The organism is Mesorhizobium sp. B2-4-3 (assembly GCF_006442815.1).
Classification (GTDB): domain Bacteria; phylum Pseudomonadota; class Alphaproteobacteria; order Rhizobiales; family Rhizobiaceae; genus Mesorhizobium.
The window spans coordinates 15,947-28,960 of sequence record NZ_VFVL01000011.1; the positions used below are offsets into that span (position 1 = coordinate 15,947).

General features: G+C 63.9%; 10 protein-coding genes. 8 read left to right on the plus strand and 2 right to left on the minus strand.

Annotated elements, in window-relative coordinates:
- Window positions 1-4: 4 nt before the first annotated feature.
- A complete protein-coding gene (locus FJ956_RS13225; RefSeq protein WP_140677006.1) occupies window positions 5-1,396 on the minus strand; it encodes a PLP-dependent aminotransferase family protein in 1,392 nt (463 codons plus the stop codon).
- A 136-nt stretch (window positions 1,397-1,532) separates the two neighbouring features.
- Here FJ956_RS13225 and FJ956_RS13230 point away from each other — a divergent pair, with 136 nt between their 5' ends.
- From FJ956_RS13230 to FJ956_RS13265, 8 genes are all read left to right on the plus strand, one after another.
- Window positions 1,533-2,852: a hydroxymethylglutaryl-CoA reductase, degradative gene (locus FJ956_RS13230; protein WP_140677008.1), complete on the plus strand. Its 1,320-nt coding sequence runs from the start codon at window positions 1,533-1,535 to the stop codon at window positions 2,850-2,852.
- A gap of 100 nt (window positions 2,853-2,952) precedes the next feature.
- On the plus strand, window positions 2,953-4,191 hold the full coding sequence (locus FJ956_RS13235; protein ID WP_246672060.1) for a CoA transferase: 1,239 nt from the start codon (window positions 2,953-2,955) through the stop codon (window positions 4,189-4,191).
- A gap of 2 nt (window positions 4,192-4,193) precedes the next feature.
- Window positions 4,194-4,946, plus strand: a complete 753-nt coding sequence (locus FJ956_RS13240; RefSeq protein ID WP_140677010.1) for an enoyl-CoA hydratase/isomerase family protein — start codon at window positions 4,194-4,196, stop codon at window positions 4,944-4,946.
- A gap of 23 nt (window positions 4,947-4,969) precedes the next feature.
- On the plus strand, window positions 4,970-5,968 hold the full coding sequence (locus FJ956_RS13245; RefSeq protein WP_140677224.1) for an ABC transporter permease: 999 nt from the start codon (window positions 4,970-4,972) through the stop codon (window positions 5,966-5,968).
- Between the two features lie 31 nt (window positions 5,969-5,999).
- Complete coding sequence (locus tag FJ956_RS13250; RefSeq protein WP_246672061.1) at window positions 6,000-7,004, plus strand: sugar ABC transporter substrate-binding protein; 1,005 nt, start codon at window positions 6,000-6,002, stop codon at window positions 7,002-7,004.
- A gap of 67 nt (window positions 7,005-7,071) precedes the next feature.
- Complete coding sequence (locus FJ956_RS13255) at window positions 7,072-9,186, plus strand: SMP-30/gluconolactonase/LRE family protein (protein ID WP_140677012.1); 2,115 nt, start codon at window positions 7,072-7,074, stop codon at window positions 9,184-9,186.
- Complete coding sequence (locus FJ956_RS13260) at window positions 9,183-10,322, plus strand: strictosidine synthase (RefSeq protein ID WP_140677014.1); 1,140 nt, start codon at window positions 9,183-9,185, stop codon at window positions 10,320-10,322. The genes FJ956_RS13255 and FJ956_RS13260 overlap by 4 nt, the downstream gene beginning before the upstream one ends.
- Window positions 10,319-11,821 carry a sugar ABC transporter ATP-binding protein gene (locus FJ956_RS13265; protein ID WP_140677016.1) on the plus strand — a complete coding sequence of 501 codons (1,503 nt, stop codon included), beginning with the start codon at window positions 10,319-10,321 and terminating at the stop codon, window positions 11,819-11,821. The genes FJ956_RS13260 and FJ956_RS13265 overlap by 4 nt, the downstream gene beginning before the upstream one ends.
- A gap of 79 nt (window positions 11,822-11,900) precedes the next feature.
- On the opposite strand, the gene FJ956_RS13270 is transcribed toward FJ956_RS13265, so the two are convergent.
- Window positions 11,901-12,776, minus strand: coding sequence for a hydroxymethylglutaryl-CoA lyase (locus tag FJ956_RS13270; RefSeq protein ID WP_140677018.1), 876 nt, complete (start codon window positions 12,774-12,776; stop codon window positions 11,901-11,903).
- Window positions 12,777-13,014: the final 238 nt, after the last annotated feature.

Genomic DNA, 13,014 nt, shown 5'->3' on the forward strand with positions numbered 1-13,014 from the left:
TGCTTTAGGAGAGCTTCCTGAGAAGGAAATCGAAGAACCGATTCTCTTCGGCGCGGGCAACATTGATCCTGATGCCGGCCGCCATCGGGTTCTGCTTGTCCAGGCAAAAGACGCTGCCGGGGGCGATGAAGATCCCTTCCTGCGCTCCCAGCCTTGCCAGCTCGATATCGTTGATGCCCTGCGGCAACATCAGATAGAGGTAATAGCCTCCGCCATTCCCAGCGAAGATCGAATGCCCGGAACGGACGAGGGCGTTATGAACCCGGTTGGCGGCGGCCTCGATACGCTGGCCGAGGCGCTTGAGATGGCGGTCGTAATGCCCCTCCGACGTCACCCGGTGCAGCAGCCGCTCGACATGGCCGGAGCTGTTGACGGTCGTCAGCATCTTGAGCTCGGCCAGCGCCGCGATCTTGTCGGCATGGCCGGCAATGTGACCCGAACGCAGGCTTGCCGACAGCGTCTTCGAAAACGTGCCGATCGAGATCACATGATTGAGTTGATCCAGCGTCGCGAGCCTGTTGGGCGGCGTCGGCGACAGGTCCGCGAACGGGTCGTCCTCGACGATCGTTACACTGTGCCTGGCCGCGATGGTGAGGATCGAATGCGCGACCGACAGGCTGATGCTGCCCCCGGTCGGGTTGTGCCCGATCGATTGCGTGATGAACAGTTTCGGCCGCTCCGCGACGACCTTGGTCGCGAAGTCGTCGGGGTCCGGTCCGTCGGGGAGCCGTCTGACGCCAACGACGCGGACCTGGGCGAGCTTGAGCTTCGCAAACAGCGGATAATAGCCGGGCTCGTCGACCAGGACGACGTCGCCCGGTGCCAGGAAGGCCCGGATCACCAGGTCGAGCGCGTGGTTGGCGCCGAAGGTGAGGATGACGTTCTTCTCTGAAGCTTGGATATGTTGCTTTTCCAGCCGCCTGGCGATCTGCTGCCGAAGCGGCGGGAACCCCCATGCCGAGCCATAGCCATCCGTGCTCGAGGACGGCCCTTTGCCCAGAAGCCCCAGATGACGGCGGATTTCCGACTCCTCCGTCCACGAGGCGGGCGGGCGGCCATCGCCAACCCTGATCTCGAAGCTCTCTTCCAATTGCGCGTTGAGCAGCGACACGATATCGACCGCCTCGGACAGGTGCTTGGGACGACCGGCCGCCGGCTGCGCGGACTTGGTGACCAAGAAGCCTGAACGGGGCTTGGAGACGATGTATCCCGCGGCCGCCAGGCGTTCATACGCCTCGACGATCGTGTTCTTCGAGACGGCGTATTCACGCGTCGCGTTGCGGATCGAGGGCAGCTTGCTGCCGGGAGCGCGGTCGCCCGATACGATCTGCTCGATCAATCGCGCCGCCACATTCTCCACCAGGGTGGCGCCCTGTCTGCCGCCTGAAGCAGCCATCTGCTAGTCCCTCTAATGTAGTCCCTCTAATGCGGGTACAGATTAAGACAATTTCTCATATCTGTACCTTTAGCGGATGGTAACAATGATCCATCCTGCTGCAAGAAGAAAATGACACATTGCGTGGGAGGCGCTTGTGACAGACCCCCAGAAAGGCGCGGCGCGCCCCTCCGTCAATTCGCGGCTGGAAAACCTGCGCAACCTCGCGCCGGCGGAGCGCCTGGCTCGGGTCGCCGAGGCCGTGTCCCTGACCGAGGCGGAGCGCGGGACCTTCGGGCCTGGCGGCCTGCCGCTGACGTTGGCCGACGGGATGATCGAGAACGTGATCGGCACATTCGAGCTGCCGATCGGGGTTGCCACGAACTTCACCGTGAACGGGCGGGACTATCTCGTTCCCATGGCCGTCGAGGAGCCTTCCGTGGTGGCGGCGGCTTCCTTCATGGCGCGGCTGGCGAGAAAGAGCGGCGGCTTCTTCACCTCCAGCTCCGGTCCCATCATGCGGGCCCAGGTGCAGGTCCTGGAACTGCGCGACCCGCATGGTGCGCGGGCGCGCATCCTGAAGGAGCGGGACGCGATCATCGCGGCGGCCAACGTTAAGGACAAGGTCCTCGTCTCGCTCGGCGGCGGCTGCCGCGACGTCGAGGTCCATGTGTTCGATCAGACGGTGGCTGGGCCGATGGTCGTGGTCCATCTCATCGTCGACGTGCGCGACGCCATGGGCGCCAACACCGTCAACACGATGGCCGAAGCCGTGGCGCCGATGATCGAGGCCATCAGCGGCGGCGTCGTGCGGCTGCGCATCCTTTCCAACTTCGCCGACCTGCGTATCGCGCGCGCCATGGTGAGGGTCGCCCCCGAGACGCTCGAGACTCCGGAATACAAGGGCGACCGGATCGCCCGCGGCATCGTCGAGGCATGCGCGCTTGCGATCGTCGATCCCTATCGCGCTGCGACACACAACAAGGGGATCATGAACGGCATCGACCCGCTTGTGGTGGCGACCGGCAACGACTGGCGAGCCATCGAGGCCGGCGCGCATGTGTGGGCGTCCCGCTCCGGGCGCTATACGTCCCTGACGACCTGGGAGCTCGACGCCGAAGGGCATCTTGTCGGCACGCTAGAGATGCCGATGGCGCTCGGGCTCGTCGGCGGCGCGACCAAGACGCATCCGGCCGCGCGCGCCTGCCTGAAGATTCTCGGCGTGGAAAGCGCGCAGACCCTGGCCGAGGTGGCGGTGGCGGTCGGCCTTGCCCAGAACATGGGCGCGCTTCGAGCGCTGGCGACCGAAGGCATCCAGCGCGGTCACATGGCGCTGCACGCGCGCAACATCGCCATCGTCGCCGGAGCGACCGGGGACGAGATCGACAAGGTCGCTTCCTTGCTCTCCGCCAGCCACGACGTGCGGGTCGATCGCGCCAGGGAGTTGCTCGAGGAGATACGGGCGGAGAAGGTATGAACCTTCGTCTTGATGGCGGTGAACCCGTCGCCTCGACTAGCGTGCGACAATCGGCGCCGCTTCGCTGCCCGACCTCAATCAGGCCATTGGAAACCAAGACGTGACTGAAGTGGATCTCAACGGCGATTTTCCGGTGCGGAGCGGCCCGCTAGCCGGCGTTATCGTGCTCGACATAACGCGCGTGGTCGCCGGGCCGTTCTGCTCGATGCTGCTCGCGGACCTCGGCGCGTCAGTGATCAAGATCGAGAATCCGGAAGACCCGGACTATGCGCGTACCTTTCCGCCTTTTGTCGGCGACGAAGGCTCGGAGCTCAGCGCCTTCTTCACCCAGTTCAACCGGAACAAGCTCGGCCTCACCGTCAATCTCAAATCGCCCGACGGCAAGGCCCTGCTCAAGCGGCTGGTCAGAAAGGCCGACGTCCTGGTCGAAAACTTCCGGCCGGGCACCATGGACAGGCTCGGCCTCGGCTACGATGTGCTCAAGGCCGAGAATCCGCGGCTGATCTACACCGCGATCAGCGGCTACGGCCGCACCGGTCCCAACTCCTCCAAACCCGCATACGACAACACCGGCCAGGCGGCAGGTGGCTTGTGGTCGATGAACGGCTATCCGGACCGGCCGCCGGTCCGGGTCGGCACCATCATCGGCGATCTCGCGGCGGCGCTCTATGCCGCGATCGGGACGCTGGCCGCCTTGCGCCATGTCGACAAGACCGGGATCGGCCAGGTGGTCGACGTCTCGCAGCAGGACTCCGTCCTGACGCTGACCGAGAACGCCGTCGTCCGCTATACGGCGAGGAAAGAGATCGCCTCGCCGCTGGGCAACGATCATCCGTTCGTGCGCCCCTACGGGCAATTTCCGTGCAAGGACGGCTATGTTTTCTTCGGCGGCTACACCGACAAGTTCTGGGCGATCACCTGCGGTCTCTTCGGCGAGCCGGACAGGGCGACGGATCCCGAGATCGATACGATGGAGAAGCGTTTCGATCCGGTCGTTGCCGAGACCAAGGTCAAGCCGCTGCTGGATCGATGGTTCAGCCGCTACACCAAGGCCGAACTCGAGGAGCTCGCCGGAGACCAAGTGCCGCTGAGCGCCATCAAGACCATCGCGGAGGTCGTCGAGGACCCGCACATAGCCGCCCGCAACATGATCGTTCAGGTGCCGATCGGGCGGCAGCTTCTCGGCATGTTCGGGCTGCCCGTCAAGCTCTCCGAAATGGCCGAGGCGGCGCCGCAGAAGGCGCCGGCGCCCGGCGAGCATAACGATCTCATCCTCGCCCGGCTGGTCGGGCTTTCGCCCGAAGAGTTGAGCGCCATGAAATCGCGAGGGACGGTCTAGCGATGGCGATCGATTTCGACGTCGACGGCCATGTGGCCACGATCCGGATCAACCGTCCGGAAAAGCTCAACGCCTTGAGCCTGGCCATGTATGAGGATCTCGGCCGCGCCTTCAACGAGGTGCGAGACGACGACCGTATCCGGGTGGCCGTGCTCGCCGGTGCCGGGGACCGTGCCTTCTGTGTGGGCGCCGACCTCAAAGAGTCCATTCCGGCGCTTGCTTCCGACAGCTTCGACATTTCCGCTTGGGATCCGGCGCATATCAAGACGTCGGGTTTCTACAAGCCGGTGGTGGGCGCCATCCGCGGCCTGTGCATCGGTGGCGGCTTCGAGCTGGTGCTGGCTACCGATATTCGGATCGTGGCCGAGGACGCCGTCTTCCAGCTGCCGGAACCCGCCCACGGCTTTGTTCCCGCCGGCGGCACGCTCGTGCGCCTCGTGCGTCAGATCGGCTATGCGCACGCGATGGAAATCCTGCTGACGGGAAGGCGCTTCACGGCGGCCGAAATGCTTTCCAGGGGCGTCGCGAACCAAGCCGTGGCGAGCGGCGAAGTGGAGCGGGTAGCGCGCGATGTCGCCGACCGCATCGCGTCCTTCAGCCCGACGGCCATCCAGACGATCAAGGAGGCGGTACTGACATTGCAGCATCTGCCGCTCGGCGATGCCTTCCAGCAAGAAGCGCGCCTTGGGCAGCGCACCTTCACGAGCGACGATGCCAAGCGCGGACTCGACGCTTTCGCCAACAAGGGCAAGTGACTGTGGCAACTGCTTCCGAAAAAATGACGCCGAGCGCGACGACGAAGACCAGGCACCGGATCGGCCTTACCCAGGAACTCATCGTGTTCGTCGTCGCGGTGCTGCTCTTCCTCTACTTCTCCGTCGCCCTCAACGGATTCCTGAGCCCGGAGAATATCCTCAACCTGATCCGGAACGTCGCCATGCTGGGCATGCTCAGCCTCGGGATGGCGGTGGTGGTCATCGGCCGCGGCGTCGACCTTTCCCTGGTCGCGGTCATGGCGGTGTCGCTCACCCTGTCGATCGTGCTCGCCAACCAGGGCTACGCCTTCTCGACCGCCTTGGCCCTCGGGCTGGCCTTCGCCGTCGCGGTCGCCGTGGTGATGGGTTTCCTGATCGCCTATGTCGAAATCCCAGCCATCTTTGCGACGCTCGCGGTGTCGGCGATCGTCTATGGTCTCGGGCGAGGCGTGATCGCGTCCCTCGACGTCAACAACATCCCCGACAATCTGCACTGGTTCCTGTTTCTCGGGCGCGGCGCCGTGCTTGGCATCCCGATGCCGATATGGCTCTTCGCGATCTGCTCGGCCGCACTCTATCTCTTTCTCAGGAAGACCGGTCTCGGACGCTTCATCTACGGCATCGGAGACAACATCTCCACGGCGCGGATCACCGGCATTCCGGTCCGCCCGATCATCATCCTGCAATATGTGATCTCGAGCGCAATGGCCTTCCTGGCCGGCTGCGCGACGGCGGCCTCGGTTGCCAGCATGAACATGCGCATGGTCAATTCCACCCTGATCTACGACGTGCTTCTGGTCGTCATATTGGGCGGCATCGGCCTCACCGGCGGGCGCGGCGGCGTCCGCAACATCCTGGTCGGCACGATCCTCATCGGTCTGCTGCTGAACGGCATGACCATCCTCAACATCTCCTACACTGTCCAGAACCTGCTCAAGAGCACGGTGCTGCTGCTTGCGTTGGTAATCGACGCCCTTCTCAACCCCCGAGACGAACAAACATCGCAGCAAGGGGACATCTGAAACCGACAATCATCGAATGGGAGGAACCGAGATGATGATCCTGAAATACGCGGCGGCCGCGCTCGCGGCGGCAATCATTTCCACGGGCTGCGCGATAGCGCAGGAGGGCATGGCCGACGCCCTGAGGCAGCCGACGCTCGATTCGCTCGCCGGTAAGAAGGTGGTCTTCGTGCCGATGTCGATGAGCTTCGACCTGCCGGAAGGCTGGGCCGCGATCATGGAAAAGGAAGCCAAGCGGCTCGGCTACACGATCGACATCCGCGACGCCAACTGGAGCACCGACACCGGCACGCGCGCGCTGACCCAGGCGATCACTGAAAAGCCGGACATCATCGTCGTGCAGAATTTCGATGTGGCGTCCTACGCGCGCACCCTGAAGAAGGCCGAGGATTCGGGCATCAAAGTCATCCAGGTCAACATGAAGTCGAGCTATCAGACCGACGCCTTCGTCGGCGCCGACTGGTACGGGATCGGCCAATACGCCGCCAACCGCATGATCGAGAAATGCGGCAAGGCGAGTGGCAAGAGCGGCAAGATCGCCATCATCCAGGGCCCGGCCACGGCGGCGGCGAGCGTCTATCAGCTCAACGCCATCACCGAAACGCTCAAGGGTCACGACGATATCAAGATCGTCTCCAGCCAGACGGGCGACTGGGACCAGTCCAAGGCGCATGGCATCGCCCAGACGGTGATCCAGCAGAACCCGGACCTGTGCGGCATCGTCGGCTTCTGGGACGTCATGGATGCGGGCACCGGCGCGGCCATTCAGGAGTCCGGCAAGGACATCTACCTGATCACCTCGGGCGGTGGAAACAAGACCGCATGCCAGGGCGTGCAGAACGGCACTTTCAACGAGGTCATCTCCTACGATGTCGAGGGCCAGGGCCGCGACCTGAACAACACCATCAAGGTGCTGTTGCAGTCGAAGGAGCCGGCAGGCTCGCTCAAATTCGCGCTCTACACACCCAACAAGTTCATCACCAAGGATACCATGTCCGCGAACAGCTGTTGGGACCTCGATCAGCTGAAGAAATAGGAACACGCCGGGCCGTTGCGCGATACGCGGCGGCCCCGGCCAAGCCGGATTTGATTGGGACGTTGTGATGGAAGCGATCGAGCGCCTCTATTTTCGTTATTTTCCTGAAAAGGTGCTCGGCGAAGTGCTGTCGAAGCGCTGGAGCGACAATGCCGTTCCGGTTTTCGCCACGATCCTGACGATCGGCTTCTTCCTTCTGGAGAATCCGCATTTCTTCACGCTTGACAGCGTGACCGAGACGTCGCGCCAGCTCTCGGAGTTTGCGCTGGTCGTCGTCGCGATGGGCATCGTGCTGCTTGCCGGCGGGCTCGACCTTTCGGTCGGCAGCGTCTTTGCGCTTGCCAATATCACGGCCCTGATCTGCATTTCGCTCCTCGGCTGGCCGGTCTGGGCCACGGTGCTGACCACGCTGGCGGTAGGGGCGGTCTGCGGCGCGGTCAACGGCTTCCTGATCGGCTATCTGCGCATCCGGGCGTTTCTGACGACGCTTGTCACGCTGATCATCATCCGCTCGATCGTCGACATCATCCTGCTCCACTATGCGGTCGACATCTCCGCGGTGTTTCCGGATTCCGACCTCTGGGCCTTCATCGGCGAAGGCAGCGTCTTCGGGATCCCATTCTCCTTTCTTGTAGCCTTGGTCGTCATCGTCCTGTGGCACATCGTGCTGACCCGGGCCAGGATGGGCTGGCACATCACCGCCGTCGGCGGCAGCCGCCGCTCGGCCTACAATGCCGGGCTGAAGGTCAAGTTCGTCATCTTCTCGACCTATGTCTGGTCGAGCGTGCTGGTCTCGCTGGCCGGCGTGTTCTTCGCGGCCCGGCTTGGCAGCGCCGGATCGGATACCGGCGTCGGCCTCGAGATCGCCGCGCTGACGGCGGCCGTCCTCGGCGGCAACAGCCTGGGCGGCGGCCGCGGCTCGGTCGTCAAGTCGGTGCTGGGCGCCGTGGTCGTGCTCATCCTCACCGACAGCATGGTTCGCATCGGCATCACCGGCGGCATCAGCTCGATGATCCTCGGCATCGTGCTGCTCTGCGTCGTGGCCATCGATGTGCGCTGGCTGAAGAACAGGCACAAGCTGCTCAACAAGGTCTATGTGTCGCCGAGCTATTTCCGCCTTCCCGAACTCCCCGAAACCGATGCCGGATCGACGAGCCCCTACGCGCTCAACGACCGGCTGAAAGACGTCACGCTGATCGGCAAGGGCGAGATCGAAGGGCCGGAGGACGTCATCTTCGACCGCCAGGACAATCTCTACTGCCCCAACCGCCATGGCGACATCGTGCGCTTCCTGGCGCCCGATTATGCGCGGTGGGAGGTTTTCGTGCATATCGGCGGCCACCCGCTTGGGATGGCGTTCGACGCCGACGACAACCTCAATGTCTGCATCGGCGGCATGGGCCTTTATCAGGTCTCGCCGGACCGCAAGGTGACCAAGCTCACCGACGAGACCAAGCGCACCTTCCTGTCGGTCATCGACGATTCACGCCTTAAGCTCGCCGACGATCTCGACATCGCGCCGGACGGCCGCATCTTCTTCTCCGAAGCGACCATCCGCTACGACATGCATGACTGGCCGACCGATGCGCTGGAGAGCCGCGGCAACGGACGCCTGATCTGCTACGACCCGAGGGACCGGTCGACGGCGACAATCCTGCGCGACCTCCAGTTCCCGAACGGGGTCTGCATGGCCGGCGACGGCGAATCCTTCTTCTTCGCCGAGACCTGGGGATGCCGCATAAACCGGTACTGGTTCGCGGGGCCGAACAAAGGCAAGCGCGAGGTCACGATCCCGAACCTTCCCGGATATCCCGACAACATCAATCGCGCCTCGGACGGCAATTTCTGGCTGGCCCTGGTCGGCATGCGGTCGCCGGCGCTCGACCTCGCCATGCGCATGCCCTCGCTGCGCAAACGCATGGCCAAGCGGGTTGCCCGGGACGAGTGGCTGTTCCCCAACATCAACACCGGCTGCGTGCTGAAGTTCAGCCCGGACGGCCAGATCGTCGAATCCTACTGGGACCTTGGCGGCAAGAACCATCCGATGGTGACGTCGATGCGCGAGCACAAGGGCTATCTCTATCTCGGCGGACTCTACAACGACCGGATCGGCCGGCTGAAATTGCCCGCGGCCGATCCGGACTGGACGTCGCAGGCAGCCTATTGGGGAGCGCGCTCATGAGCTTCTCGCGCTACATCGGCGGCATCGTCGACAGCTTCATGGGCGGCCGTGGCGAGCATTCCATCACCGTACCGGTCATGGACGGCGCGCTGAAGCCGAACAACCTGCTCGAAAGGGTCTTCAGCATCGCGATGCTGGCAGGCGCCGACAATCTGGCCGTCGCCGGCACCCATGTCCTGGCTTCGTCGGGAAGGAGCCTAGTCGAGGTCGCGAGCGACGGCTCGGTCAAAACGCGGCAGACCTATGACGCGGACATCACGTTTCTGGCGGCCTCCGCCGGCGGTGCGATCGCCGTCGGCCTGGACGGGCAGGGAATCGCGATCGCGGGCGGACCGCATGATGGAAAGCGGCTGCCCGCCAACATCGGCAATCAACGGCTCAACTGTCCGACCGCCGGCGTGTTCGCCGACGAAAACACGCTCGTGGTCTGCAACGGCTCGAGCGCCCACCCGGTTGGCGAATGGGCGCAGGACCTCCTGGAGCTTGGCCGCAGCGGCAGCGTGCTGAGGATCGATATCGGTGCCCGGGGTGCCTCGGTGATCCAGGGCGGCCTCGGCTATCCCTCGGGCGTGTGCATCGCCGACGGCGACCGTGTGGCCGTCAGCGAGGCATGGCGGCACCACCTGCTGACGGTCGGGATCGGCAGCAAAGGCCGCGCGACGCCGCTGGCTGACCTGCCGGCCTATCCGGGCCGCATCTGTCCGTCGAACCATGGAGGGTACTGGCTGACCATGTTTGCGGTGCGCTCCCAGCTGCAGGAATTCGTGCTGCGTGAAAAGCGCTACAAGCGCGAGATGATGGAGACGGTCGCTCCCGAATACTGGATCGCGCCCACGCTCTCCAGCGGCCACAGCTTCAAGGAGCCCCTGCAGGCGGGCGGCGTCATCCGGCTTGGTATCCACAAGCCATGGGCTCCCACGCGCTCCTACGGTCTCGTGGTCAGGCTCGACGATCAATTCCAGCCGATCTGGAGCGCGCACAGCCGGGCCGACGGCAAGCGCCACGGCATAACCTCCTGCGTGGAAGACGCAGGGCGACTGCTTTTGACCTCGAAAGGCTGCGGCGCAATCCTGGCGCTCGATCATCTCGATCCCAGCGAGCCGGACATCGTTTCCACCTTGGATGCCTTAGCATGACACCCATCGTCGAACTCAAGGCGGCAACCAAGGATTTTCGGGGCAATCCGGCGTTCCTGGATGTCGATTTCCAACTGCTGCCTGGCGAGATTCACGCCCTGCTCGGCGAAAACGGCGCCGGCAAATCCACGCTCACCAAGGTCATAGCAGGGGTCTATCCGCTGAGCAGCGGCAAGCTGTTCATCAATGGTCGGGAGGAGCGCCTCGGCACCCCCGCCGAGGGCCTCGCGAAAGGCATCGCCATGGTCTACCAGGAAAACAGCCTGGTGCCGTCGATGACGGTCGCCCAGAACATCTATCTCGGCAAGGAAAAGCCGCTCAACCGCCTTCGCGGCATCTACATCTCGGCGCAGCAATTTCTGCAGTCGCTCAATTTCCATGTCGATCCTTCCGCCGTCGTCGGCTCGCTCGGCGCGGCCCAGAAACAGATGGTGGAGATCGCGCGGGCAGTTCACCACAAGGCCAAAGTCATCATCTTCGACGAACCGACGGCAACGCTGACGCCCGAGGAGAAGAGCTATTTCTTCAAGCTGATCAAGAAGCTGAAGGAGGAAGGGGTCTCCATCATCTTCATCTCGCATGCGCTGGAGGAAGCGCTGCTAGTGGCGGATCGCATCACCATCCTGCGCGACGGCAGGCTGGTCGCATCCGACAAGGCGTCCGCCTTCGACCGCCAGAAGATCATCCAGGCGATGGTCGGCCGTACGCGCACCGACGAGATCTACAGCGGCGCTTCGCGGACCCGCGCGCCGCGTCCGCGCGGGCCAAAAGTGCTTTCGGTCGAGAATCTATCGATGGGCAACATGGTCCGCAACACGTCCTTCTCGCTTTATGCCGGCCAGGTGACGGGCATCTTCGGCCTGGTCGGGTCCGGCCGCACCGAGACGCTGAAAGTTGTCAGCGGCGTGCTCAAGCGCGACTTCTTCCACGGCGGCGAGGTGAAGATCGACGGACAGCCCAAACGCTATCTGGTGCCCGCTCCCGCCGTGCGCGACGGCGTCGTCTACGTCACCGAGGAGCGCAAGGCCGAGGGCTTTTTCGAGACGATGAGCATCGCCGAGAACATCTATATGGGTCATCTCGGCGGCCAGCCCTATGGCGGCCTGAGCATCATATCGATGCGGCAGGCTCGCTCGCTCGCCGAAGACTGGCGCAAGCGTCTGAACATCCGCGCCATCGACCCCAATGCGAAGGTCATCGAGCTGTCGGGCGGCAACCAGCAGAAGGTCGTCATCGCCAAGGCGCTGGTGCAGAAGCCGAAGCTGGTGATTTTCGACGAGCCGACGCGCGGCGTCGACGTCGGCGCCATCGCCGAAATCCACGCCTTCATCAACCAGCTCGCCGACCAGGGTATCGCGATCGCGGTGATCTCCTCCTATCTGCCGGAGATCCTCACGCTGTCGGACCGGATCCTCATTGCGCGTCAGGGCAAGATTGTCGAGGAAATGGATCGCCGCAACGCGACGGAAGAATCGATCATGTATGCCGCGGTCCATTAGGACAGTCAGCGTCCCATAGAACGCCGGCCTGCTCCATTCCTTGCCTCAGGATCGTGCATCTCTCCGCCAAGGCGGTGGGTCAGTCGCGCAGACCTGTACCGGCCTTCAGCCGCAGCGCCAGGGCGCGGGCGTCTTCCAACTTGTCGGCGTCGACACCGGTGTCATAGCCGAGCGCCGCCAGATGGGCGACCACGGCCTCCGTGGCGACGTTGCCGGCGGCGCCGGGTGCATAGGGGCAGCCGCCCAGCCCGCCGACGGCGCTGTCGAAGACCCGGACGCCAAAGGCCAAGGCGACGTCGATGTTCGCCAGCGCTTGGCCCGACGTGTCATGGAAATGACAGGCGAGGCGCGAGGCGGCAATGCCTTGCGTTACCTCGGCCAACATCCGATCGATCCGCCCGGGGCTAGCGCGTCCGATCGTGTCCGAGACCGCCACTTCGTGGCAGCCAATGCCGATCAGCCGCTCGGAGACATCTCGCACGGCTTGCGGTTCGATCTCTCCCTCGTAAGGGCAGTCGATGGCGCAGGAGACGTAACCCCTCACAGGGAGCCCGTGGGCGGCGGCAAGCGCTATCACCGGCCCGAACCGTTCGATGCTCTGCGCGATCGTGCAATTGGTGTTTTTTCGCGCAAAGGTCTCCGACGCGCTAGCGAAGACGGCAAGTTCCTCGACGCCGGCCTCGATCGCGGCCGCCGCGCCCTTTTCGTTCGGCACGAGTGCCGAGAGAACCAAGCCGGGCCGGCGCGGAGCTCCCCGCATGACCTGGTCATGGTCGGCCATCTGCGGCACCCATTTTGGCGAGACGAATGCCGTCGCCTCGATCCGCCTGAGCCCGGCATCCGCCAGCAGCCCAATCAGCGCGACCTTGTCCTGGCTGCGGATGACCGCCTTTTCGTTCTGCAGGCCGTCGCGAGGGCCTACCTCGACGATCGTAACGTTCCCTGACTGGCTCATCGGTCGATTGCTGGTTGTTCACGCATCCTGCGAGCCAGCAAACGCTCTCGGGAAGGTGCAGGAAAAGGTACAGAGCTGATGAAAATGCCACGATCTGTGCCCGAACGCTGCGAGAGGAAGGCGCGACCGCCGAGCGGGAATTTTCCGCGGTCTCGGCGCGCCGCTGGAAAAACGTTGGCGGTCATTCGCGGAATCTCCTTGAGGCTGGCGCGCGGATTGATCAGTTTGTCCGCAAAGC